This window comes from Methanobrevibacter arboriphilus (assembly GCF_019669925.1).
Classification (GTDB): Archaea; Methanobacteriota; Methanobacteria; order Methanobacteriales; family Methanobacteriaceae; genus Methanobinarius; species Methanobinarius arboriphilus_A.
Map to the genome: position 1 here is coordinate 667,845 of NZ_AP019779.1, position 22,657 is coordinate 690,501.

At 26.1% G+C, this 22,657-nt stretch carries 44 protein-coding genes; 9 read left to right on the forward strand and 35 right to left on the reverse strand.

What is annotated here, in order from left to right; translation table 11 throughout:
• Positions 1-13: 13 nt before the first annotated feature.
• Both MarbSA_RS02780 and MarbSA_RS02785 read left to right on the forward strand, forming a co-directional pair.
• Complete coding sequence (locus tag MarbSA_RS02780; protein WP_156314568.1) at positions 14-232, forward strand: hypothetical protein; 219 nt, start codon at positions 14-16, stop codon at positions 230-232.
• A gap of 290 nt (positions 233-522) precedes the next feature.
• Positions 523-837, forward strand: a complete 315-nt coding sequence (locus tag MarbSA_RS02785) for a hypothetical protein (protein ID WP_054834713.1) — start codon at positions 523-525, stop codon at positions 835-837.
• A gap of 17 nt (positions 838-854) precedes the next feature.
• Here MarbSA_RS02785 and MarbSA_RS02790 read toward each other — a convergent pair whose 3' ends face one another.
• From MarbSA_RS02790 to MarbSA_RS02800, 3 genes are all read right to left on the reverse strand, one after another.
• Positions 855-1,220, reverse strand: coding sequence for a hypothetical protein (locus MarbSA_RS02790; RefSeq protein ID WP_054834712.1), 366 nt, complete (start codon positions 1,218-1,220; stop codon positions 855-857).
• Positions 1,210-1,389 carry a hypothetical protein gene (locus tag MarbSA_RS02795; RefSeq protein ID WP_221061816.1) on the reverse strand — a complete coding sequence of 60 codons (180 nt, stop codon included), beginning with the start codon at positions 1,387-1,389 and terminating at the stop codon, positions 1,210-1,212. The genes MarbSA_RS02790 and MarbSA_RS02795 overlap by 11 nt, the downstream gene beginning before the upstream one ends.
• A 309-nt stretch (positions 1,390-1,698) precedes the next feature.
• Complete coding sequence (locus MarbSA_RS02800) at positions 1,699-1,974, reverse strand: hypothetical protein (protein ID WP_221061817.1); 276 nt, start codon at positions 1,972-1,974, stop codon at positions 1,699-1,701.
• A 596-nt stretch (positions 1,975-2,570) separates the two neighbouring features.
• Between MarbSA_RS02800 and MarbSA_RS02805 the strand changes: the two genes are divergently transcribed.
• Together MarbSA_RS02805 and MarbSA_RS02810 are read left to right on the forward strand one after the other, a co-directional pair.
• Positions 2,571-2,708 (forward strand): zinc ribbon-containing protein, encoded by a 138-nt coding sequence (locus tag MarbSA_RS02805; RefSeq protein WP_054834709.1) that lies wholly within the window; start codon positions 2,571-2,573, stop codon positions 2,706-2,708.
• Between the two features lie 74 nt (positions 2,709-2,782).
• Positions 2,783-2,935: a hypothetical protein gene (locus MarbSA_RS02810; RefSeq protein WP_197272491.1), complete on the forward strand. Its 153-nt coding sequence runs from the start codon at positions 2,783-2,785 to the stop codon at positions 2,933-2,935.
• A 44-nt stretch (positions 2,936-2,979) separates the two neighbouring features.
• On the opposite strand, the gene MarbSA_RS02815 is transcribed toward MarbSA_RS02810, so the two are convergent.
• Entirely contained in the window at positions 2,980-3,123 is a 144-nt protein-coding gene (locus MarbSA_RS02815) for a hypothetical protein (RefSeq protein ID WP_156314566.1), read from the reverse strand.
• A gap of 6 nt (positions 3,124-3,129) precedes the next feature.
• Entirely contained in the window at positions 3,130-3,396 is a 267-nt protein-coding gene (locus tag MarbSA_RS02820) for a hypothetical protein (RefSeq protein WP_054834707.1), read from the reverse strand.
• 174 nt (positions 3,397-3,570) lie between these two features.
• On the opposite strand from MarbSA_RS02820, the gene MarbSA_RS02825 reads away from it, so the two are divergent.
• A complete protein-coding gene (locus MarbSA_RS02825; RefSeq protein WP_221061818.1) occupies positions 3,571-3,813 on the forward strand; it encodes a hypothetical protein in 243 nt (80 codons plus the stop codon).
• Between the two features lie 55 nt (positions 3,814-3,868).
• Here MarbSA_RS02825 and MarbSA_RS02830 read toward each other — a convergent pair whose 3' ends face one another.
• The 22 genes from MarbSA_RS02830 to MarbSA_RS02925 all read right to left on the reverse strand — a co-directional run bounded on the left by MarbSA_RS02830 (position 3,869) and on the right by MarbSA_RS02925 (position 10,899).
• Entirely contained in the window at positions 3,869-4,111 is a 243-nt protein-coding gene (locus MarbSA_RS02830) for a hypothetical protein (protein WP_054834705.1), read from the reverse strand.
• Positions 4,112-4,113: 2 nt separating this feature from the next.
• Positions 4,114-4,293 (reverse strand): hypothetical protein, encoded by a 180-nt coding sequence (locus tag MarbSA_RS02835; protein WP_221061819.1) that lies wholly within the window; start codon positions 4,291-4,293, stop codon positions 4,114-4,116.
• A complete protein-coding gene (locus MarbSA_RS02840) occupies positions 4,290-4,847 on the reverse strand; it encodes a hypothetical protein (RefSeq protein WP_156314565.1) in 558 nt (185 codons plus the stop codon). The genes MarbSA_RS02835 and MarbSA_RS02840 overlap by 4 nt, the downstream gene beginning before the upstream one ends.
• Positions 4,848-4,860: 13 nt before the next feature.
• Positions 4,861-5,175 carry a hypothetical protein gene (locus MarbSA_RS02845; protein ID WP_054834703.1) on the reverse strand — a complete coding sequence of 105 codons (315 nt, stop codon included), beginning with the start codon at positions 5,173-5,175 and terminating at the stop codon, positions 4,861-4,863.
• Positions 5,172-5,663, reverse strand: a complete 492-nt coding sequence (locus MarbSA_RS02850; protein WP_221061820.1) for a hypothetical protein — start codon at positions 5,661-5,663, stop codon at positions 5,172-5,174. The genes MarbSA_RS02845 and MarbSA_RS02850 overlap by 4 nt, the downstream gene beginning before the upstream one ends.
• A complete protein-coding gene (locus tag MarbSA_RS02855; protein WP_156314563.1) occupies positions 5,663-5,815 on the reverse strand; it encodes a hypothetical protein in 153 nt (50 codons plus the stop codon). The genes MarbSA_RS02850 and MarbSA_RS02855 overlap by 1 nt, the downstream gene beginning before the upstream one ends.
• Before the next feature lie 11 nt (positions 5,816-5,826).
• On the reverse strand, positions 5,827-6,171 hold the full coding sequence (locus tag MarbSA_RS02860) for a hypothetical protein (RefSeq protein ID WP_054834701.1): 345 nt from the start codon (positions 6,169-6,171) through the stop codon (positions 5,827-5,829).
• Positions 6,171-6,503: a hypothetical protein gene (locus tag MarbSA_RS02865; RefSeq protein ID WP_054834700.1), complete on the reverse strand. Its 333-nt coding sequence runs from the start codon at positions 6,501-6,503 to the stop codon at positions 6,171-6,173. Before MarbSA_RS02865 ends, MarbSA_RS02860 begins: the two co-directional genes overlap by 1 nt.
• Positions 6,504-6,517: 14 nt before the next feature.
• Positions 6,518-6,649 (reverse strand): hypothetical protein, encoded by a 132-nt coding sequence (locus MarbSA_RS10385; RefSeq protein ID WP_269432265.1) that lies wholly within the window; start codon positions 6,647-6,649, stop codon positions 6,518-6,520.
• Complete coding sequence (locus tag MarbSA_RS02870; protein WP_054834699.1) at positions 6,630-6,812, reverse strand: hypothetical protein; 183 nt, start codon at positions 6,810-6,812, stop codon at positions 6,630-6,632. Before MarbSA_RS02870 ends, MarbSA_RS10385 begins: the two co-directional genes overlap by 20 nt.
• A gap of 6 nt (positions 6,813-6,818) precedes the next feature.
• Positions 6,819-7,097: a hypothetical protein gene (locus MarbSA_RS02875; RefSeq protein ID WP_054834698.1), complete on the reverse strand. Its 279-nt coding sequence runs from the start codon at positions 7,095-7,097 to the stop codon at positions 6,819-6,821.
• Between the two features lie 260 nt (positions 7,098-7,357).
• On the reverse strand, positions 7,358-7,807 hold the full coding sequence (locus MarbSA_RS02880) for a hypothetical protein (RefSeq protein WP_221061821.1): 450 nt from the start codon (positions 7,805-7,807) through the stop codon (positions 7,358-7,360).
• Positions 7,808-7,815: 8 nt separating this feature from the next.
• Positions 7,816-7,974, reverse strand: coding sequence for a hypothetical protein (locus MarbSA_RS02885; protein WP_156314562.1), 159 nt, complete (start codon positions 7,972-7,974; stop codon positions 7,816-7,818).
• Positions 7,975-7,976: 2 nt separating this feature from the next.
• Positions 7,977-8,264 (reverse strand): hypothetical protein, encoded by a 288-nt coding sequence (locus MarbSA_RS02890; RefSeq protein ID WP_054834696.1) that lies wholly within the window; start codon positions 8,262-8,264, stop codon positions 7,977-7,979.
• A gap of 4 nt (positions 8,265-8,268) precedes the next feature.
• Positions 8,269-8,526, reverse strand: coding sequence for an SWIM zinc finger family protein (locus MarbSA_RS02895; RefSeq protein WP_054834695.1), 258 nt, complete (start codon positions 8,524-8,526; stop codon positions 8,269-8,271).
• Positions 8,523-9,584, reverse strand: coding sequence for a hypothetical protein (locus MarbSA_RS02900; protein WP_054834694.1), 1,062 nt, complete (start codon positions 9,582-9,584; stop codon positions 8,523-8,525). The genes MarbSA_RS02895 and MarbSA_RS02900 overlap by 4 nt, the downstream gene beginning before the upstream one ends.
• Positions 9,577-9,828: a hypothetical protein gene (locus tag MarbSA_RS02905; RefSeq protein ID WP_054834693.1), complete on the reverse strand. Its 252-nt coding sequence runs from the start codon at positions 9,826-9,828 to the stop codon at positions 9,577-9,579. Before MarbSA_RS02905 ends, MarbSA_RS02900 begins: the two co-directional genes overlap by 8 nt.
• Entirely contained in the window at positions 9,825-10,055 is a 231-nt protein-coding gene (locus MarbSA_RS02910) for a phospholipase D-like domain-containing protein (protein WP_221061822.1), read from the reverse strand. Before MarbSA_RS02910 ends, MarbSA_RS02905 begins: the two co-directional genes overlap by 4 nt.
• Position 10,056: 1 nt before the next feature.
• Complete coding sequence (locus MarbSA_RS02915) at positions 10,057-10,215, reverse strand: hypothetical protein (protein WP_156314561.1); 159 nt, start codon at positions 10,213-10,215, stop codon at positions 10,057-10,059.
• Positions 10,212-10,340 carry a hypothetical protein gene (locus MarbSA_RS10390; protein ID WP_280636272.1) on the reverse strand — a complete coding sequence of 43 codons (129 nt, stop codon included), beginning with the start codon at positions 10,338-10,340 and terminating at the stop codon, positions 10,212-10,214. The genes MarbSA_RS02915 and MarbSA_RS10390 overlap by 4 nt, the downstream gene beginning before the upstream one ends.
• The gene (locus MarbSA_RS02920; RefSeq protein ID WP_221061823.1) at positions 10,340-10,630 is read right to left on the reverse strand and encodes a hypothetical protein; all 291 of its coding nucleotides are present in this window, start codon (positions 10,628-10,630) and stop codon (positions 10,340-10,342) included. Before MarbSA_RS02920 ends, MarbSA_RS10390 begins: the two co-directional genes overlap by 1 nt.
• Positions 10,627-10,899 carry a hypothetical protein gene (locus MarbSA_RS02925; RefSeq protein ID WP_054834690.1) on the reverse strand — a complete coding sequence of 91 codons (273 nt, stop codon included), beginning with the start codon at positions 10,897-10,899 and terminating at the stop codon, positions 10,627-10,629. Before MarbSA_RS02925 ends, MarbSA_RS02920 begins: the two co-directional genes overlap by 4 nt.
• Positions 10,900-11,077: 178 nt before the next feature.
• Between MarbSA_RS02925 and MarbSA_RS02930 the strand changes: the two genes are divergently transcribed.
• Complete coding sequence (locus MarbSA_RS02930; protein WP_054834689.1) at positions 11,078-11,263, forward strand: AbrB/MazE/SpoVT family DNA-binding domain-containing protein; 186 nt, start codon at positions 11,078-11,080, stop codon at positions 11,261-11,263.
• Between the two features lie 357 nt (positions 11,264-11,620).
• On the opposite strand, the gene MarbSA_RS02935 is transcribed toward MarbSA_RS02930, so the two are convergent.
• Positions 11,621-12,058: a zinc-ribbon domain-containing protein gene (locus tag MarbSA_RS02935; protein ID WP_221061824.1), complete on the reverse strand. Its 438-nt coding sequence runs from the start codon at positions 12,056-12,058 to the stop codon at positions 11,621-11,623.
• Positions 12,059-12,508: 450 nt separating this feature from the next.
• Here MarbSA_RS02935 and MarbSA_RS10395 point away from each other — a divergent pair, with 450 nt between their 5' ends.
• Both MarbSA_RS10395 and MarbSA_RS10400 read left to right on the forward strand, forming a co-directional pair.
• Positions 12,509-12,643, forward strand: a complete 135-nt coding sequence (locus tag MarbSA_RS10395) for a hypothetical protein (protein ID WP_269432263.1) — start codon at positions 12,509-12,511, stop codon at positions 12,641-12,643.
• A gap of 178 nt (positions 12,644-12,821) precedes the next feature.
• On the forward strand, positions 12,822-12,944 hold the full coding sequence (locus tag MarbSA_RS10400; protein ID WP_269432262.1) for a hypothetical protein: 123 nt from the start codon (positions 12,822-12,824) through the stop codon (positions 12,942-12,944).
• A 123-nt stretch (positions 12,945-13,067) separates the two neighbouring features.
• Here the strand turns inward: MarbSA_RS10400 and MarbSA_RS02940 are convergent, their stop codons facing one another.
• The 4 genes from MarbSA_RS02940 to MarbSA_RS02955 all read right to left on the reverse strand — a co-directional run bounded on the left by MarbSA_RS02940 (position 13,068) and on the right by MarbSA_RS02955 (position 17,044).
• Positions 13,068-13,319 (reverse strand): hypothetical protein, encoded by a 252-nt coding sequence (locus tag MarbSA_RS02940; protein ID WP_054834688.1) that lies wholly within the window; start codon positions 13,317-13,319, stop codon positions 13,068-13,070.
• Positions 13,320-13,675: 356 nt separating this feature from the next.
• Positions 13,676-13,954: an STAS-like domain-containing protein gene (locus MarbSA_RS02945; RefSeq protein WP_054834687.1), complete on the reverse strand. Its 279-nt coding sequence runs from the start codon at positions 13,952-13,954 to the stop codon at positions 13,676-13,678.
• 66 nt (positions 13,955-14,020) lie between these two features.
• Positions 14,021-15,268, reverse strand: a complete 1,248-nt coding sequence (locus MarbSA_RS02950) for a site-specific integrase (protein ID WP_221061825.1) — start codon at positions 15,266-15,268, stop codon at positions 14,021-14,023.
• Between the two features lie 69 nt (positions 15,269-15,337).
• Positions 15,338-17,044 (reverse strand): glutamate--tRNA ligase, encoded by a 1,707-nt coding sequence (locus tag MarbSA_RS02955; RefSeq protein ID WP_221062045.1) that lies wholly within the window; start codon positions 17,042-17,044, stop codon positions 15,338-15,340.
• 451 nt (positions 17,045-17,495) lie between these two features.
• Between MarbSA_RS02955 and MarbSA_RS02960 the strand changes: the two genes are divergently transcribed.
• Positions 17,496-17,780, forward strand: coding sequence for a hypothetical protein (locus MarbSA_RS02960; protein WP_054835280.1), 285 nt, complete (start codon positions 17,496-17,498; stop codon positions 17,778-17,780).
• A 56-nt stretch (positions 17,781-17,836) separates the two neighbouring features.
• Here MarbSA_RS02960 and MarbSA_RS02965 read toward each other — a convergent pair whose 3' ends face one another.
• The 3 genes from MarbSA_RS02965 to MarbSA_RS02975 form a co-directional block, all read right to left on the reverse strand.
• On the reverse strand, positions 17,837-19,999 hold the full coding sequence (locus MarbSA_RS02965) for a heavy metal translocating P-type ATPase (protein WP_221061826.1): 2,163 nt from the start codon (positions 19,997-19,999) through the stop codon (positions 17,837-17,839).
• Positions 20,000-20,079: 80 nt separating this feature from the next.
• The gene (locus MarbSA_RS02970; protein ID WP_221061827.1) at positions 20,080-20,352 is read right to left on the reverse strand and encodes a DUF6110 family protein; all 273 of its coding nucleotides are present in this window, start codon (positions 20,350-20,352) and stop codon (positions 20,080-20,082) included.
• Positions 20,353-20,798: 446 nt separating this feature from the next.
• Positions 20,799-22,508, reverse strand: a complete 1,710-nt coding sequence (locus MarbSA_RS02975; protein ID WP_221061828.1) for a right-handed parallel beta-helix repeat-containing protein — start codon at positions 22,506-22,508, stop codon at positions 20,799-20,801.
• Positions 22,509-22,657: the final 149 nt, after the last annotated feature.

A 22,657-nucleotide genomic window follows, 5' to 3' on the forward strand; every position in this document is an offset into this window, starting at 1 on the left:
ATTTTTTTTTATTATGAGAATTAAAAAAGTTAAATTCAAAATAAAGTCTACTAATGAAGAAAGGGTTTTTATTAGTAACAAACAAGTGAACAATAATGATAATCTAAAAGTTAGAAACATTTTTTTAAATGATGATTTAGAAACTATAAAAATAATATATAACAATAATAAAGGAGAAACTTTTAACTACAAAGACATTGAAAACATAGAATATACTCAATTACAATTATAAAAAAATAACTCATTTTTTTTATTTACATTCTTCTAATATTTTTTCTAATTATTTATTACTATTAATTCACATGATATTTCTTCAATTTTATAATATATCTTATTTATAACTAAATTTTTAAATGAATAAATCATTTTTTTTGTAAAGTTTTAGATAAATCTAAAAATTATAAAATAATTATTCATAATAATGAATATAGTCATTATCCTTTTAAACTAAAAACAAATATTTAAATTTATAAAAATTATAAAAAACATACAAATAAAGAAAATTCATAAGCTTTGATTAAAATGACAAAAAAAATATTAAATATTAAAAAAGTAAAACCCACTACAAAAAACAATTTCGAAATTGAAATACATATATTAGAAGAAGGAATAGTTAGAATCAATTACAAATCAGTGACTGATAATAAGAATTGTGAAAAAATATATTTTAAAAATTTAACAGAGCAAGATACTGATTTGATTAAAGAAAATTTAGATAAAAATGTACTTCTAATTGTATATAATTCTGAAGAAGAATATAAAAAACAATCTAATATTCCAATTAATGAAAGAAAGCATTATATTTTAGAATTAAAATCTTGGAGATTAACAAATTAAAAATTATTTTTCTTTTATTATTTACATTCTTCTAATATTTTTTCTAATTCTTTATCTACAAGTCTCTTAGCTACTTCTTCAGCTTTATCCTCAATCTTATTATCAATAATCTTTAATTCCTCTTTCTTTTTCTGCTCATCATACTGATCAATAAAAGTAATAAGTATAATAGCTAAACCTATAGCTATTACTCCTACCAATATTCCTATTTCATTAAATTTCTCTAGTAAAGGATGGTCTATTATACCTGCAAAAATACTAACAATACCAGTAGCTATAAGGCCACTACTTATTGTAGTTTTTAGAAATCCAGTAATCCAAACCCTTCTTCTGTAGGGTATTTGTATTATTAAAGGTTCTAATGATTCTTTATTATGTTTCATCTTCACCCTCACTATTTTTAAGTTCAATATCTTTAGCTAGATAACCCCCGATTATACCCAGAGCTGCAAGAGATATATTTTCTTGACCTAAATACATTCCATACAAGATTGCTATTATTAGTCCTGCTAGCATTATTGTTTTAGCTAAACTTATTTCCTTAAATTTCATATTAAAACCGCCTCCAAATATAATAAAAATAATTATAAAATATATTAAAAAATATTAAAAGTATTACTGAATTTTAGCTATTTTAGTGTTCCTTTATAAAAGAATCCAAAATATACAGCTGTGATCATTTTTCCAGGTTAGCTGAAAAGTAATACTTTGTAAATAAAAAAGATATAATAAAAATTAATAATTAGTAATTCGATGGATAAAAACAAAAAAATATTCTTTAACCCAAAAGAACAAAAAAATTTAAGGAGAATAATGAAAACACTCTCAAACCTTATTGCTCTATCCATCGAATTATTAATCCTACAATATTAAACCCCAATCTAAAACAATCTTAAAACCACCGACATAATTACTAGTAGCAGACAAAACCATACCACAATCACAACAATAAGACTCACAATCATCATGAACAATATTTTTACTCTCACATCCAGGACACTTAAGATCAGCCTGTTTTTTAGTGATTTTAATAAAGCTATCACAATTAAAACAAGTTAGAGTATATTGTCTAATCTTATGGTTATATGAAATTTCGATATCTTCATCATCACAGTAAGGGCATTTCAGAATAGGCATGTTCAATATATACTGTAACGATTTAGAAAATAAGATAAAAAAAATAATAATTATAATTTGTTTAGGTAAGCCTAAAAAATAAATGAAAAACAAAATATAGATTCAATATAAAATTATTTAGAATTCCTTCTATAAAAAGTATAGTGTTCAATTATAAAATAAGTACATTATAAGTACAAACAATAAAATTATACTCTTAGTTGAAAATTAAGAAAAAGCATAAGAATATGTATAGTAATTTATTAAAATTTAGGAAGTTATATATGTTAGATTTTACAAAAGAAATAATGTAATACGAAAAATTAGTATTGCATAAAAAATAAGTATGTGAAAAGTCTTTTTATAGATCATTATTAATAACGACAAAAATAATGACCTACATTTGAAAAAGACTAAACAAAGAAAAAACTTACAAGAAATTAGTAAGTAATTATATCTATATAATTCTTAACATTTAAAGATTATGGATATAATTAATAAATTCTTACTTTTTTCTGTAATTTTCAAATAACATGTTTAGTTATTTTTTCACCTATTTAAAACTTTTCACTCAGACGTGAGAACTTCATATCTAAAAAAAAATGGAGCTGGTAATCATGGCACGCTGTGGACAAAAACCAGGGAAAGGTAGATATGTCTGTATCAACTGTGGTGAAGACTTATACTTAGATGATGCAACTGACACATTACCTCCTTGTGCAAAATGTAATGGATGCGATTTTAGAAGAGGATAAAAACACCCCTCTTCACTTTTTTTATATAATAACACAAAGGAGGTGAAATAATAGCTAAGAAAAAACCAACTGGGTTGAAACCAGGAACTAAAGCACCAGAATCTGGACAATATAAAGCTACAGGATCTAAAACAGAAGTTACAGGAGTTAAAGGTAAAAAACTACCTCCTACTAAAAAGCCTGGTCAAAAATATAAATTAGTTGATAGAACCAAACATAAGAAATAAAAATTTATATTATAAGAATGTAATTTTTATAAACTTTCATTTTATTATTTTTTTATTTCAAATTCTTCTATATCAAATGACTTTCCAAACCACATCCTCCAAATAACAAAATAACACTTACCATTTTTACCATACTTTGTCCAATAAGACAAAGGCAACAATTGTTTTACTAACCATTTAAACTCCATAATAAATCACGCCTTTATTTTTAATCTTCTCATTTCATTTTCAACAGCAATTAATTCCTTAATATCTTCTTCATGACGATGCATAGACAAAAAACCACTACCTAAACCATACTTAGTTTCTTCATGCATAACATTTTTATATCTATGATAATATTTTGATCTTCTTTTTCTCCTATTCTCTTTTTCACCTTCTTTACTACAATATTCATTACAATACATTTGTCTATTATGTTTTTTATCAAATTCAGAACCACAAAACTTACAAACAGCCATAAAAAACACCCTTGTTATTAATTTTTATCTCCTTATAAAAATTATAATATATAAATTAAATTTTTACAATATTTTATCAACTACTTCATACACATATAATAATAAGGAGGTGAAAAAAAAATGGTTAATCTTAAAAGACATCCAGATTACAAATCCATAAGACATAACCCCATAATGAACTCATTACAAATAAACACTAATGGGGACTCTAAACCATACATGATAATCATAAAAGATTTCACAATTGATGACTGGGACGATTTAAAGGAAACTGAGTATAGTAAAAAACATTTAGAAGAAAACATTTTCAAAAACCCAGAATATCACCTTTTAGGTCATAACGGTTCGAGCGTGGATAATAACTCCTCTAATTTAGACTTTGGAAAATATGAAACTTGGGTTAAAGTAGTTTCATAATTATATCTTTTTTAAAATGAGGATAAATAATCCTCCACAATTCCCATTTTTTTTCTTATACATTTAATCTCCATACACCATTATCACTCTTAAAACGTTTAGGATAACATTTAAAAGTAGCACGGCCAAGAATATTACTAATATAACTAGTAGAAATAGAACCATGCAACAAATTATTTTTATTGATGAACAATGCTATTTCCTTAGCTGTAGCTTCACCTTCAAGTTTTAAATAAGTATGAGCTATTGCTTTAATTATTTCCCTACGATTCAAGTTTCTTTCTGATATAGAAGTCATACTTATAACTCTCCTAGGATTTGACAATTAACAATAAAACACATAGTAGCTACAGATAAACCTATTAGTGGATTGAAACAATTAATATTTCCATTTTTAATAAATAATATGCTTGTAGTTACTATGATTAAAATCCACCATAGTAGGAGGATTTTAAATAAAAGTTTAATTTTAGACTTCATTTCAATAAGCTTTCAAAAACCCTTTTACATTGTTCATACTTAAATTCAGACTTTTCTCTTTCTATCATTAATTTCCCATGTTCCTCGAATGATTGGAAATATTCTTTAAATATAGTATCTGATTGTTTCCCGGTCTTTTCTTTACATTTATCCCAGTTTTCTTTATTTGAGTAAAACTCACCTCTTATTTTATAAAGCTCATATTTAGCTTTCATAAATGCATTATGTGTTTCTTGTAATTTATCTAAAATAAGAACTTCTCTATTATTTGTTAAAGTTTCTAACAGCCTAACAGGACTGTTTCTATGTTCAACGAGCTCATGAGGAATACAAATTCCTGTTTCTTTATTTCGGATTTTTTTATTATCACTTGAATCAACACAATCATCACTAAAATCATCTTGAGTTAATTCATCGGCTTTCATTTTAATATGATCTGTTTGAAGTTTTTTAGAAGCCCTATCAGTATTTACAACTTTATCAATATCAGTATTTTCGTGTCTTTTATCATAATCCTCAATAGCTTTACTTATAACACTTTTATCTTCACTCATATTATCACCTTGATTATTCAGTCCATAAATTAATAAATTCATCATTAACTATCCATTGCAAAGAATCAATACCATTATAATTACAATAATCAGTTCTAACATATTTTTCATCAATTTTCTTTTCAAAATAAATTTCATCTTCACTAAAAACAAAAATATCTGCTTCAACTTTCTTATGATTAAGTTCAAATTCTTGAGTATTATTAAATAAAACTCTTAACTCTTCAGTACTATTATTTAATTCAAATTCATCTTCTAAATGCTTATAAAATTCTTTTAATCCATAATATAATATTTCATCGTCTTTAAACAATAATTTAACATTCATAATTTCACAACTCCTTTAATTCTAGCTAAGAAACTATTATTTGTCTTATTTAGTAAGTGATTTATAGCTGTGTCTTGATCTTCAAGATCATTATCTTTTTTAAACTTTTCAAGAGAATCATAAGTAGAAGCACTGACACTTACAAGCTTATTCTCCTCAACAGTTAGTTTTTCCTGATTTTTAACAGCTTTCTCATTTCTGAAATGTTTAATATTGAATCTACGATAGTCAAGACTATCATCATTACACCTATGCAACCTTTTTAAATCAGGATATAATAATTTATTAATAGTAGTAAAATCACGGCCAACATAAGTAGCTGCGACTAATTTACCACCAAGCTTATAAACTCTCCAGTCATATTTTTTTATTTTATTATAATCCTCAGCTGACACTTTAGCATATTCTTTATCTATGAGCTTTTGCTTTCGATTTTTAAGTAGTAAAAGTTCACAGTAACCATCTTTCCTTTCAACACGATTAACCATTATTCCACCATATCCATCCTTCTATATTCAAGCTCTCTTTTTAAATATTCCTTTCTACAGTCCTCACTACAAAAACAATGTAAACCATGATTAGCTACTAAACTGGTTACATTTACATTGTTAATTTTGTTACCACATTCTTCACAATCCATTAATCACACCCCTAGTTTCTTTCAAAATAATAAATAAAAACATTATCTTCTGGCTGTAAATCAGGATAAAATTCTCTTAAAACACGCAATGCATCATCAATAGAAATACCATAACAATCACTTTTATGTAATTTTAAGTCTTTTTCAAGTATTTCATCATCTATTAACCATAGTGTCTGAACTTTAATTTTTCTCAACCTTGCATAGAAAATAATATCTTCTTCTTTTTCCTGTTTTCCAGCTACTCTACATTCAACAACAGATCCTAATTTTATATTTTTATAATGGGCTCTTATTGTTGTGAAACTTTTATTTTTAAGCTTTGAATAATATTTATCAAATTTTATAGTATCCATTAAATCTCCTCTTTTTCAATTAACCTAGCACGTGGTGAATACATCTTGTCATAACCATCGAAACTATAATCTGCCCCACAATATGAACAAGTTATCTCATCATCACGCTTTAAACCAACAACCAGACTATTATTAGCTAAACATAGCGGACAATGATTAATAAAAGTATTATTAACTATAACCCACCCAGATACTACACTAGTTGAATAACCATAAACCTCAACTTCAGCTGCACTGACTTCTCCCATATAGATTAAACAAGAAATTAGAATAATGAAAGCTATTAAAGTTAATAAAAATGTTTTAAAAAAATCCTTGTCATTACCAGTCATTTAGCTACACCTCATTATAAAAATAGCACATCTAAACAACCTATTTCTGTATTTAGTTTAGATTCATCTTTTAAATTACACCATTCTTCTTCGTTATCGTGATTACCACAATCACAACAATGATAATCATGTTCTGATGGTTTCATGTTTTAACTCCTCTTTTCGATTTTTATATCTTTTAATCTTAAAAATATTAAGCCTATTACGTTGAATAGTTCCTTCTGAATAATCTAAACACTTACCTATTGCTTTATCTGTGTTACCTTCGTCTAATAATAATTTAAGTTCATTTAGCTCTTCAGGACTCATAAATATTCACCTTTTAAAATCAAATAATTTCTTCTGATTCTGTTTTACTTTTTCATTTTTTATTTCAACTGATCTTGTGCAGTATATATCAACATCAATATCACGATCAAAATCATCTTCTAATTCACGTATTTCATAGCTTTCAAGATTTAAAACCATTTTATTGATACTGAAAGACTTTATATTATCGAAGTATTCTTTTAAACTAGTAGTTGTTTTGAACTGCTCTGTAATATCAAAATAGAATAGTTCATTATCATTATGAAAATTTAATTTAGCTAACATATTATACCTTTTTCATTCAATGTTCAATGTTTTTTAGTCGTATATTTCAAGTGTAATAAAAAATTAAATAAAAATTATTAAAATATTAATAATAAATAATAATAATAATAATAATCTTTAGACTAAGAACGACTAAAAAGTAAAACCTGCAGGTAATACTTCTAAAATTATCTTATAGTCATCGGTATTACCGTAATATATTACTATATTACCTGACCCTACAATAGATTCTAAAAAGTAATACACTAAGGTAATACTTATTATTCACTGTCTATCAACCTCTCAACAATAACAACAAACTCCTCAAAAGGCAAGTGACACCTATTAACCTCAGCAACAATCTGTTTATCTGATTTAATAAAATTTAACAGATTATCATAAATAGACTGCCTAATATAAAGATTTTTAACCTTCCGAGCAATGGCTAATACATTATCATCAACAGTAGTATCAATATTAAACTGCTTCAACTTGTACTCAACATCACCCAACTCTTCTTTTAAAGGATTAATCTCTCTAATCATAATCCTTTCAATTTCTTCAGTTAAAATCTTCTTTCTTATCTTAAGATTCTCAACTGGATCTTTAATCTGATTAACAAAATACTCAATAGCCTCACGAACAGAATATTTACTATCTCTTATAATATCAGCAGTATATGGGGTGATTTTAGCAGATACAGTTTCAGTATACTTTTTACCCTTTTTCATCTAACCACCTAAAGAGTTAAATCTAAACCTTTCTCCATAACAGCCTTTAAAAGCTTATTAAAGTTTACATTTTCTCTATGGGCTATTTTCCTAAGATATTTAGCACGGATAGGTTTATTATTGTAGTAACTAATGAATATGGCCTTGAATGCATTTTTAAATGACATAGCTAATCACCTAATCCCCATCTATTAATTAAAGAACTAATCATCCTTACTTGAGTATGCTTATGTTCATCTTGTAATAATTCATCAGCTATTGAAAAAATAACAGCTACCTTTTCACCCTTAGGAAGATCCTTTATAATACTATGAATCTTTTCTTGAGCAGCTAAATCCCTAATATCTTTTTTTGAGAATTGACCACATTTATTACATTCTGGCCCTTTACAATCGCGATTTAACTCAAATGCAGCCTTATTATCAAAATCAATAAGAAGATGTTTTTTATTATTCATGTTTTTAAACTCCTTTTTGAGCAATATGTAATATAACTGCTATAATGTGTTTACAAAGAAAACTACCTTCATCTTTATTTAATCCTCTGCCAGTAAAATCATCACAAGTACATCTCCAAAGATTGTCATGATTACAAGCTACAAGATAATAGCCTAGTCCATCAGAGCCTTTTACTTCATAAAAGATATATTCAGAATCTAAATAAGATTCGTGAATATTTTCAGAAGGAATAAGAGTAGCTTTTTCTAGTCTGCTACTCATGAGGGTACACCATTCCTTTCTAACTCTTTAATGGCTCTACTAGCTTCTTTCATAGTAACGCCACTGTCATTGTCCTTGACCCTATCGGCAATTTCTTTTTTAATTAAAGATTCGTTATTAGAATTAATGTCTAGGATAATTTCTTTAATGAATTGTCGTGCTGCTGGGTCATCGACTAAGTCATTGGTTTTCTCTACTTCATTAGCTTTCTTAAAATCAGATGATTCTTTTTCTTTTGCTCTTTTTTCACCGTCTTCAATGGCCTTCTCAGCTATTGTCTTCTCATCTTCCTTTTTAGTGAAACTTCCTGTTATTACTGGTCCTTTACGGTTTTCTTTCTTTTTTGCTTCTTCTTTGGATTTTTCAAGGTCTTGTTTCAATTTTTCTGTATTCTTGTCTATTTCTTCATCAGATAGGAGTGAGTGTTTTTTCATCATTTTAGAGTGTTTATTTATTAGTTCAGTAGCATTTTCAGGGTCTTTATTTGATGATTTTTCAACAAAGTCAGCTTCTATAATGAAGTCATTGTTTAAATTTAGTTTTTCTAGAATGTCTTGGAAGTATAGTCTGTGAGTTTTGCTGATGCTTCTTGATTGTGATAAGCTTTCTAATTTTGATTCAGACCAGCCATCTTTAAATTTTTCATTAGAACTGGCTTTCCCTATTCCAGTAGCTATTACTTGACCTTTTAATGTTCTGAGTTCACAAGTACTACAATGCTGAATTATTTCTTGTTTCCCTTTTTTTACAATTTTCCTCTCAATCTTAATGATATGTGGTGTGATTTTCAAGACGCGGTCTATGAAACTCCAACCACTAATATTAACCCATTTTTTAATTTCTTTAACGTATTTCCCTGTTTTTTTATCTTTGTGTTTAACAGGTATTTCACTAAAGTAACTATTATTTTCAATTACTTTAGCAAAAACATTAGCTAATAATTCATTATTATGAATTTCATCATCAATAGACTTAGGAAAGAGAATAGTATCAATGGTTACTATTCCTTTGGAATTTAACTCAGATAATCCATTATTATTAGTAGCTATTTCATTCATAAGCCACACCACCATAATAGAAACTACTTTTATACTTTTCAAGCATCCAATCACCCATAAGTAAGAATGCTTCTTTAAACATTTGTTCTAATGTTTTTCTGTTAATATATTCACCATTACTTGCTGTCATACCAGCAGAAGGATTTAATTTAATTTCTCCATCTTTTGAGATAAAATCAACCCAACCAATATCAACTAGAGTGTTCCATTCTTTTTTTAGTTTTTCAATAGTAATGGAACTCATGTTCTCACACCCCTAAAATTTAATAGTTTACTCAATTGATTATCAATTACTTGCCAAAATAAGAAAGCATTACTCATATCGACTGCTTCATGATGCCCATTTGAAACACCGGCCTCGAGGTAATAAGATAGAGGCAAATGAGATTTATGCCCAAAACCTATAGTTTTATTAGCACTTTTGATATGTTTTTGTCTTTTATTAATTGAATAAAACTCATGTTTAGACATTTTAAAAGCCTCCTAGTGCTGTGAATATTGATTGTTCAGCGATAGCGTACGCTACAATGAATACAGAAATTACAACAAAAACACATAATAAAAAAAGAATAAGTTCAGTGTGTTTTTCAGTGAAAGACTTTTCCCTTTTAGGATATAAAGAGTGATTCATTCTATCACTCCAACATTAGACTGATAATTTTTAGCTTTACAAGAAACCAATCCTTTAGGAATGACTTTTTGAGTGTCAGATACTCTTTCAAAATCTTTTAAAAATAAAATAGGGGTTGAATTCATTATTCTTCCCCCTCAATCCTACATAACTCAGCTAAAGGCTCACGATAGAAATCTTTACTATTATGAATCTCTGCAATAATCTCTTCTTTAGGGAAAATCCAATTAGCATGAAGAACAGAACGAGTTAAGGTTACATGACCATTATAATCTCCTTGTTCAATGCCTTTTTTAAAAATAGCTATCATTTTCTTATCTTTAGATTCAAGATTAAGATTCCATTTAGGATAATATCTACCTATAGGATATAAGCCGGTGTTGTCTTGGATAGTGTAATATATCCTTCCGCTCATATTTTCACCTTTTCAGGTGATTCTGAGCTAGTGTTTTCAAAATTAGTATTTTGGTTTAATCTATTTTCAAGAGAATTAATCTTCTCTGACTGAACATCTAGTAAGCCAACAATCTCTTCCTTTCGATTTGGACTTAAAATTGTATATCCAAAATCTTCAAGTAAGCTTTTAGCTTCACTTACTATTTTCAGCTGATTTAAACCGTCTGTGTTACAACCCTCAGTTTTTTGGGAATGGGTTAATTTCCCTTTACTATTTTCATTATTCATTTAATTTTGTCTCCTACAGAGTTTTAGAAAAATATTGAAAATTGCCGTTCTCAATTTTTCTTAATATATAAGTTGTTTTTTATAGTATATAAATGTTACCTATATTTATAATTTTTATAGGATATATTTATATAACATAAAAGTATAATTATATACTATGAAATATATATATGGAGGTATGGAAGTAATGAGATTTAAAGTAAAAGCAAATCCTGCAAATAATGTTTCCAAGTCACTAAGGATAACATTGCCAGTAAAAGTTGCAGAAATATTAAATGTTGAAGATGGAGATACCGTTGAATACGTAGTCAATGCTGAAAATAACGAATTATATGTATCTCTACAAAAAGAAAAAGAAAATTGAATTATTTTTTTAAATATATTTTTTATAATAAATAAACTAGTTTTATTTGATAATATATAAAAATTATTTATAGCCCTAGCTACCCATAATAAACCCATAGATAAGTTTATAAGGGATAATGGTAAGCTATTTATACCATAGCAATCATATTTATTATTGGTTGCTCTAATTTTATTGTCTCCTACAGAGTAATGAGATTTGGTAACCGTTCAGTAGAGATTGGTGAGGTATTGCCGTACCGTTTGAACCTTTCACTACTGATAAAATCTCACGATTACCGATTTTATTGTTTATTTTTACTCATATTTATATTTAATTAACTAATAAAAAAAAATAATAAATAAAAATAATTAAATTTTATTCACCAATTTTTGTTCCGCAGTTTCCACAAAATTTTATTTCAGGCTCTACTTCATTTCCGCAAGATGGGCAAAAATTTAAATTATTATCTTCATCTGAAACAATAGAATTATTGGTACTTGAAATATTTGTTTTTTCTAATTCCTTCTTCCTATTCAAAATATAAAATTCCATTTGATCATTGAATTCTTTTTGATCCTTATAACTAGTATAAATTAAATATAAAGAATAAATCCCTAATGTTATAACACCAACAATCCATCCAAGAATCATTTTTCCGACTTTTCCATTTAAACCGTAAAATAAGCCAGTTATAAGTATACTAGTCCACCAATACTTTTTTTCATTTGTTCTTCTTAAATACTCTAAATCATCTAAGCTTTCTGCTTTTTCAATCCTTTCTTTAAGATACATTAATTCAGTTTCGAAATTCATATTTTTACATCTCTCCTAAAATATTTCTTATTTTCTCAAAAATTCATTTTGTTTTTAAAACTTTCATTATTGTTAATGATAGTTCTATATTTTTTGTTTGTAATAATAGGTATATAATTGTTTATAAATGATTTTCATACTATTTTATAATTTTTATTAATTTAATTAAATTTTATTTTAAATGTTTACTATTTATAAAGTATTACTTTTCAGCTAACCTGGAAAAATGATCACCAGTGTATATTTTCAACTTCTTTATAAATGAACCTTGAAATTGTTGATTTTTAGTAATACTTTTTATAAAAATTTATAAATTTTATTAGTTCTTAATTATATATTTTTGTCATGATTTATCATGAAATTAGTAACTTTTATATACATTCTCATACATATTATAACATGCCTAAAGTTGAGGTTAGGTTAAACCCTCTAAATGAGGTATTTTACTATATGAAGACCCCAATCTATTGTCTTCTGTGCTGTTTGTCTATTGCTTGTTGTATTCATGCTCGTAGTTCTCCTCTTGAGAGCTACGACGACAAACAACTATTTACTATTTTTTTTATTAAATTTTCTTACACATAATTTTAAAACACCCTAATTTTTTGAACAGATAACTTTATAAAACAAATAAACAATAAATATAACGTTTGGATAGTTCTCGGTTAATACTTCCAAAAAATTATAGTTTAACAATTATAGTAAAATATCTCAGGACTAATGATTAATGTTTTACTCTAATCCTCAACACTCCAAACTTTAATTGTTAGTTACTAAAAATTGGAGGCCTGGTAAACATGTGGGAAATCCTCAACATCCTCGCATACTTACTAATCCTACTATCAGCGATTATTCAGTTAATCAAATAAATTCCATAGAGGGTTGAAACTAAGATTTTTTCTGATTAGGCTATGTTCGTTATTTTACCTGTCAAATATAAGGGCATTGATGTTCCTTGATTTTATCTTGAAGTCAACCAAAGAGAACTTATCCACTTACTATTATTTTACTAATTTTCTCTTAAAAGAATAGATCCATTAACAGTAACACAATAACACATTTCATCATTACCATAAAATTTAAACATTTTAATATAACCTTTCCTTTTAAGACCCAACAAAATATTAGTTAACTCTTTATAACTAATATCTAAAATACTTAATAACTCTATTTTAGATTTATAGCCTTTACTAATATTGTTTAAAACATTTAAAACTGATTCTTTTTTAAGTCCACTTATTATTTCTTTTTTTGAGTTCATAATAAAAACTACCTATCATTTTTTTTATGAACTACCAAACTCTAAGTAAAAATAAGAGGCTAAGAAAAATAAATATTTTCTTAACCTCAATGTTAAACCCCCAATTATAATATTGTAAAACATAATATATAAACTTCCACAAAGGTTAAGTGATATTTCAAGTGTAAAAAAGTCTTAAAAAAATAAAAAAAAAATAAATGAGTAGTATTAAAAGAAAATAAGAGAAAAAAAGTAGGATTGCAAGTGTAAAATATGTGTCAATAAGGAAAAAATAAGCTAATAATTCATTAATTAATCATTATGAGAAAATAGTGAAAAAGTAATAACTAAAATTAAAAAAATAATAAAAAAGAAAATTATATTTTATTTAAGTGTTTTTTATAATCATTACAAACAATATCATACATTCCTTTAACATTTTGAGACATATTTTTTTCCTCTATAGGAAGTTTACGCATTGTTTTTTGATAAATATATTCTTGAGCAAAAGACCTACTCATGAATTCAACTTTATTAAAATCTATAACAATTTTAGAGCCATCACTGTCAATATTATCAAAAAATTGTTCAGCTGCTTCTCTCATACCTAATTTTTTATAAATTTCTTTCTCAATTTTTATTTCTTTAACACTCATGATGAACCCTCCTATTTTGTTAATCATGTATATTATATGTAATTCTATTAATAATAATTGTCCATCTTAACTACTAAGTTTTTCAAGAATTAGATTTTGAGTTTTCTTTAGATCATCAATTTCTTTTTTCATAACTTTCTCTGATTTATTTTTCTCATCTAACTCTTTTTGAATAGCTTCTGTTTTCTTATTAGCTTTCTTTTCAGCTTCTGAATTAACCATATCTTCCAGTTCTTTATTAGTATATTCATGAAAAACAGTGATTAAAGGCAAAGCATTTATATAAATCATCTTTAAAATTTCAGGATTATCTTTATAATAACTGGCCTCAGTAGAGCCCTTAGAACGACCATGTAATGCCTCTATTTGTTCTTTATCAAGAGCTATCTTATATTCATCCGAATAAACAAAATAATTATTTTTATATAATAAGCTTGCATTCATCTTACGAAGCATGTGAGAAGTGAATTTTTTTGTTTTTCTCTGTTTAAAACGATCTAACTTGTCGTTAATTTCTTTAAATTTATCATTGAAATATCTTTCATTGATTTTAAATAGATTATCATTATAGTTTAATTCTTCTTTAAGGGAAATTAAGTATGAAACAATTGCATTTGTTGCTTCAGGACTACAATAAGTTGTAAAATATTTGCTAGTTTTCTGTCTTTTAAGTCTAAAAGTAGGAATCATCCTATTTTTTTCTAAAAGAACACCTATAATATTATTAACAATTTTATTCTCTTGTTTAAATTTATCTTCAATATCTTCTTTAATATATGTATTAATATTATGGTATTTTGATGTAGCTTCTAGGAAGTCTATAACTTTTATATTTAGTGTGTCTACTTTTGCACATGCACTGCTTAACATGAAAAGAATTATAGCTCTCATTATAGGGGGAGCAATATTTAAACCCTCTTTCAATTCGTCCAATGTGGCTAAATCATCAAAAGTTATTGGATCACTATAATTAGCATTTTTTTCATTAAAATAAGGTAACTCCCCCATTTCAACTTTTGAATCCTTATATAATCTTATAATATTTGATAGTCTTCTTGATGCTGTTGATCCATTGAAAGTATTATATAAATATTTTCTATATTTAGTTAATCTTTCAACAATTGTTCTATCATACCAAGGGATTTTAGAATCTTGTTCTTCTTTTGCTTCTTTTAATAGTTCTTCAAAAGAGATATTTTGAAATTTAAGGTAATTTTTTAAAGAAGATTTATAAGCATGGTATGTTCTATATTTTACATTCCTTTCTTCAATTATTTGATTTAAAATATTTAAATCATTATTATTCATACGCATATTTTTACCATCTGATCTTTATTCTTTTTTTCCAAGAGCAGATGAAAAATAATATGAATAAATATATTCTTACTTATGAGCAAAATAAAAAATCAATTCATTATTACTAATCTCATCTAGTCTTGCAAAACCAAATCTTTCAAATTGTACAATATCCCCAACATTAAGATTTTTACAATAAGATTCACAAATCCCCTCTACTATAGAAGCATCATCCATAACAATTTTTGCTTTAATATTGTCATTAGCTGGAACCCATTGAATAATTCTAGCTTTCAATTCTCTTGCTTCTTCAAAAGATTTACTATTATAAGAAATATCATTATTTTTAATATTTATATTTACTGCATCCATTAAACGAACAATACCATCACCTAAATCATTACTAGAAATGTAGACTTCGCCATCAAAAACAAGTTTTCTATTACCTCTTTTTAAATGATCTGGATGAAGAGGTCTTTCGATTATCTCAATATTAGTTTTATTAATATTAGTTTCATTATCTTTTTCGATATTTAGGCCATATATATTAATTTTTTTAGGGTTTGGAACAAAGAAATAACGATTAGAAATTTCTTCTAAGATATTTCTATTAAGACCATAAATTTTTTTCCAGCTAATAGCTGAATCAGACATTTTAACACCAATTTCAACCATTAAATCATGGATTGCCTTGCTTTGAATTCCTCTTCTAGCTATAGCTCTAAGAGTTCCAAGTCTAGGATCATCCCAACCCATATAATTACCTTCGTCAATTCCAGCCATGGCTTTTGAAGTACTAAGTGCAATATCTTCCATTTTAAGCCTTCCATAATGGATGAACTCTGGAACATCCCAACCCATGTGCTCATAAAGATATTTTTGTTTTTCACTATTAGCTAAATGGTCTTTACCTCTTAAAACATGAGTCATCCCCATTAAATGATCATCAATAGCTACTGAAAAATTCATCATAGGATAAATTTTATATTCTCTTCCAATACGAGGATGTTCTTCTTCAACAATCCTCATAGCTACCCAATCACGAATAGCAGGATTTTTATGATTTATATCAGTTTTAACACGAAGAACTGCTTGACCAGCCTCCATATCAGGAAATTCTCTCCATAGCACCATATTTTCTTCAGGAGATTTTGATCTACAAGGGCAAGGTTCACAAGCATCTTTTAATTTTTTAAATTCTCCACCTTCACATTGACACATATATGCAGCACCATTTTTAATTAGTTTTTCTGCATATTCATAATAAATTGGAAACCTATCACTTTGATAATAAATTTCATCAATTTTTATATTTAACCATTCAAGATCCTCTTGAATCATATCATAAGCAGGAGGATAAATTCTTTTTGGATCAGTATCCTCAATACGGAGAATTAATTTTCCATCATATCTTTCAGCATATTCCCCATTAGGTACTGCAGCTCTTGCATGACCAATATGTAAAGGACCGCTTGGGTTAGGAGCAAAACGCATTACAACATTTTTATGAGAACCTGGTAAATCTGAAAGGCCCTTCTCTTTCTCATTATTAGATTTATTGTCTTCAATTTCAATGCCTAAATTAGCTATTTCAAGTTCTATTTCTTCAATAGACATTTCATTAACATTTGTAACTATCTTACCAGATATGGACCCTATTTTTTTAGCATCTTTTCTTAAATCTGGTTCACTACTCATGATAGCTCCCATAACAGCTCCGGGGTTCGCATTTCCTTTATGTTTAATTGCATTTAAAAGTGCATATTTATATATTGTTTTTTCTAAGTCAGTCATTTCTAAAATATCCATATAATCACGTGTGAAAATCAATTATGCTTAAAATTAGATTATATTATAATAGAATTATCTATATTTTTAATTATCACTATTTTTAATAAAAATATAATTATTTTTAATAAAATTATCTCTATAATTACCTCTAGATTATCCATAATTATCTAAATAATAATCTTTAGTATAGTTATTATCGTTATCTATAGTATAATTATTATAAATTATCTCTATTATAATTATTATAATATATTATAATTATTGATTGCACTATATAAATAGTTAATATAGATAGTTTATAATAAAAATCCCAGAATCAAGCCAAAAAAAATAATTAATAAAAACTACAAATATGAATATATAATTGGATTAGTCTAACACAATATAAAAATAAAAGGTATGAATTAAAAATCAAATATTCAAGTTTACTTAATGAAAAATTCGAGGCTAAAAAATGTCAGATGAAAAAAAGGTTTTAAAATATATAAAAAAGAGAATCGATAAATACACTGAAAAAGACAAAAAAATTACAATAACTAACAATTTAGAAATAGCAATATCCCAATTTTATCAGAAAGATGATGATACAATAAAGGCATCTTCAAAATCAATGAAAATAAAAGATGGAGATATTATCTATGAAATATTTAGCAATGGAATAGTCTTAAAAATTGAAGAAAGAGAAAGAAGAGCTTATGGGGCTACTAATGATAAACCACATTGCACTCCAAACATATAACAAAAAACTTATAAAAAAATTTTAAAAATTAAAGTTAAAATTAAAAATAGTATAAATTATTTATCTAAACATTTTCTTGTGCTTAATGCTCCAAAAGCTACTGTCGAAAGATTATGAATTAATGAAGAATTTGAAGGACTCATAATACCAGTTATTCCTAAAACAATTAAAGACGTATTAATAGCTAATATGCCATTATAATTATTGTTTATTTTATCTAGCATTCTTTCACTTAAAATTCGAAGTGTTAAAAGCTGGTTTAAATCATCAGAAAGTAGGGATATATCAGCTACTTCTCTTGCAATATCAGAAGAATCTTTCATAGCTACAGATACATCAGAAACTGATAATGCAGGAGAATCATTAATTCCATCCCCAATCATTATAACTTTTCCAAATTTATCTTGAAGATCTTGTACAATGTTTGCTTTATCTTCAGGTAAAACTTGAGATCTATATTCAGTGATTTTTAATTCTTTTGAAACATGATATGCTGCATTTTCACTATCTCCAGTCAACATAACTATATTTTCAACTCCCAATTCTTTCAACTTAATTACAACATCTTTAGCTTCTTTTCTTATAGGATCTTCTATACAAATAATCCCTTCTAACTTACCATCCATTGCAAAAAATATTGTTGAATATTCATTTATACTATCGTCAATTAACTTTTGTTGTTTTTTAGTTATTGAAACACTTTCATCTTCAAAAATAAAGTGAGCACTGCCAATTAAAGTTTTCTTTTTATTTAATGTTGTTGATATTCCATGTGCCACAACATACTCTACTTCAGCATGGTATTCTTCATGTTGAAGACCTTCTATTTCTGCTTGTTTTACAATTGCTCTTGCAACACTATGTGCAAAATGTTCTTCTAAACATGCTGCATTTTTTAATACTTCATCTCGTGACAAATTTCCACAAGAAATTATTTTAGCTACCTTTGGACAAGCTTTAGTTAATGTTCCAGTTTTATCAAAAACTATTGTTTTAGCCTTAGCAAAATTTTCTAGATATTTTCCTCCTTTTATCATCATTTTATGATCAGATGCTTCTTCCATTGCAGATATTACTGAAATTGGAGTGGCCAGTTTAATAGCACAAGAATAATCTACCATAAGAACTGACAAAGCCTTAGTAGAATTTCTAGTTAACAAATAAGTGAATAATGTAGCTAGCAAACTAAATGGAACTATTGAATCAGCTAAGTATTCTGCTTTACTTTGAATTTCTGCTTTCAAGTTTTCAGAATTTTCTATTAAATTAATGATCTTGTTTATCCTTGTTTCTTCATTAATTGCATTGACCTCTACAATTATAGAACCTTCTTCAACTACTGTTCCACCATGAACTATTTTACCAATGGTTTTATGGATGGATAATGGTTCTCCAGTCATTGAAGACTCATTTATCATTGCATCTCCACTAACTATAGCCCCATCAACAGGAATCACACTTCCAGTTCGAATACGAATCCAATCTCCCCTAGATATTTCTGAAATTGGTACTTTTATTTCATTTATCTCTTTTAGATCAAAATTATTTTTTAAATCAAAATCATTGTTTCTATTGTTGTCTTTGTTATTACTTTTATCCTTATTGTTATCTTTCTTCACTAGCCAAACAGTATCAATATTTATAGCTAAACTATTCTTTAAAGTATTTTTAGTTCTTTTAACAGTGTAACTTTCAAGTAAATCAGCTAAAGATACCCAAAATATCACAGAACCTGCAGAATTAAATGATTTCATAAATATTGATGTTAGTATAGCTATTGAATCAAGTAATGGAACATCTATCTTAAAATCCCACATACTTCTTAAACCTTTTTTTATAAAAGGTATAGAATCATATAAAACTTTTATAATCTCTATAGGATAAGGTACAAATAATTTAATAAAAATCCTTTTTAAAATCGTTTTTGTTAATTTAAGCTGGAATTCTGTGTCTATTTTTTTAAGAATTTCTTCTTCAGTAGGTTCTGCTTCTTTAATATCTTCAATTCTGATTTTATTAATAAAATCCAAAATAATATCCTTATTTTTATCATATTTTATTATTAGACTGCCATTTCTATGAGATGTAATTATTTCATTAATAAAATCGAATTTTAAAAACAACCTAGCTAATCCATATCCCTCTTTTTCTGTAAATGCATATCTACCACATCTAATTCTAAGTCTATTTGGAAAATCATGCATAACTTCATATTTCATAAAATCACAAAAATAAAAGATTTTTTATAGGAAAATAGTCATTAATTAACAGGACCCTATAAAAAATAATATTTATAATATTATTTTTTACTTTTCCCAACTTCAACATTAAAAACTTCATTTTTGGTCTTTAATTTCGCTTCATGCCTTACATCTTCAGCATTATCTTTTACATCCTGAAATGCTTCTTCTGCTTGATCTTGTAATTCCATTACTTTAGCAAGTGTCTTAACACAAAATTTTTTTGTTTCATCACTCTCCAATATTTTTTTAGCAGCTATTGCAGTAATAGCTCCTCCTGCAAACAATAATAATTTTTTATGTTTAATAACTTTATTTAAATTTTCTTTCATTAAAAATCTCTCCTTTTTAGCTTAAAAATATACTTAGCCATATTATTTGAATTATTTAAGTTATTTAACGTATTTAAGCTGTTTAAACTGTTTAATCTGTTCAATATATTTAAGCTATTTAATCTATTCAATATTATTTAATACTATTTAATTTTCAAAGCCAAATATAGATAAAAATAAGAACTTTAAAAATTAATATTCTAAAAAATAATTTAGATTTAATTTAGGTTTACCTAAATATTTTTTAGTTATACCTAAATTAATATAAACAAGTATTTAAATTTTTCTAAAAAGTCCAAAAGCAAAAATTGTCATATTCAATTCACACATCAATATAATATAAATAAGGAGCTAATTATAAAAAGTTAAAATTTAATTTAAAAAAAATTATTTAAAAAAAAATTATTTAAAGAAGATTCATTTAAATAAAAATAATTTATAAAAAATCATTTATAGAAGTTTCTAAAAAAATTGAAGTTATTTCTAAATCTTTGGAAGATATATCCTACAATAATAGTTAAAAACAATATTATAGTAATAATTAGTATACTATTATCACTTTCCTTGATTTTATAGTTATCATCTTCCATTTGTATCTCTTTAGCTGTTATTGTTTTAGCATTTTCTCCAGATATTCCATTTCCTGAAGATCCACCAACATTTGAATTAGATTTTCTAATATTATTTAAACCAGCAATTCCATTACCCTCCCCATCATTATTTCCAAATCCATTACCATTATTATCAACATAATTATTTCCATTTGAACTTTCAGAATCAGTTGATTCAACAACAGTATATGGATCCTTATAATCCTTATTTTGAGATAATGTCGGCAATATTTCCATCGAAAGAACATCTTTTCCAAATGAAACAGATAGATTATTGAGGTTATATCTATCAATATTTCCATTAAAAGTAGCTACTCCATTTAATACTTGTGAAATTTGAATTGGTTTTCCATTTAGATAGAAAATGACAGGAAAAGAAGCTAAATTAGTGACAATACTATTACCATCATAAAATATTAATTGATATCCATTAGCAGTTTTTTGAAAATATGCTTTAATTAAAGGAGAATCAACTCTATGACATAGTTGTGTCTTTTTTGGATCATTACTCCCTAACCAATTAGCTCCAATATGAACTAAATCCCCATCTGAAGGAGCTCTTATAGAAAACTGTGAATTTTCAGTTATTGCATTCCATTTTATATCAACATCAGTATCATCAAAATTAAATTGACGACCAAAAAGTATACCTATACCATAAGGTAAATCATCATCTGGTTCAATGCCTCGATAAATATTATTATTTATATAATTAGAGATAATTACATCATTTTTAGAATAGGAATTTATATAAATCCCCCTTGTAGATTTAGAAATATTATTCTTTGAAATAAAAGTTTTTTCAGTTTTACCACTAAATTCAATACCATGTAAATCATTATTCTTAATTTCATTATTAGTAATATTAGATTTAACTGTATTTTCAATATTTACCCCATTAATATTGTTATAGATTTGATTATTGTCAATGACCGTGTTATTTGATGAATGAACATTTATTCCATTTTTTTTATTGTTATAAATTTTATTTTTCTTAATATTTACCTTATCAGACTTTTCAACAGTTACACCTATATTATTCTTCGTTATATTATTGTTTAATGTACTAACATTCTTTGAAGATTCTATCAAAATCCCGCTTTTTGAAGCATTTGATATTTTATTATTGTAAATACTAACATTAGATGTGTTATAAGTTATTATCCCATAATCATCAGCAATTATATTGAATCCTTTTATAGAAGAACCATTACTACCCTCTTTAAAATAAAAAACTGAAGAAAAAGATTCTCCATTTAAATTATTTGAAGAAGCGTAAAGCTTTGTTTCTACATTACTTATTAGTATTAAGGTTTTATTAATAACAAGAGAAATATTATTGTAATTTGATCCAGAAAATATTATTCTACTCCCTGAAATAGCATTATCAATAATATTCTGAATTTCATTATTATTTAACCCTACTCCAATATTATAATCCTTAGCATAGCTAAAATCATTATTAAGAATGAAATTTCCATTTATTGCAAAAATGAATATTAATAATAGAATTATTAATTTAAAATAATTGTTTTGAATTTCCATATTATCTAATGAATTTTCATATTATCCAACTTTATTAAATATATTAGAATTTGATTCTCCTAATAAAATTTTAACTAATAAATAGTAAATTATTAAATAATTAACTATTGTTATTAGTTAATTTATATTATTAATTATAATTTAACAGT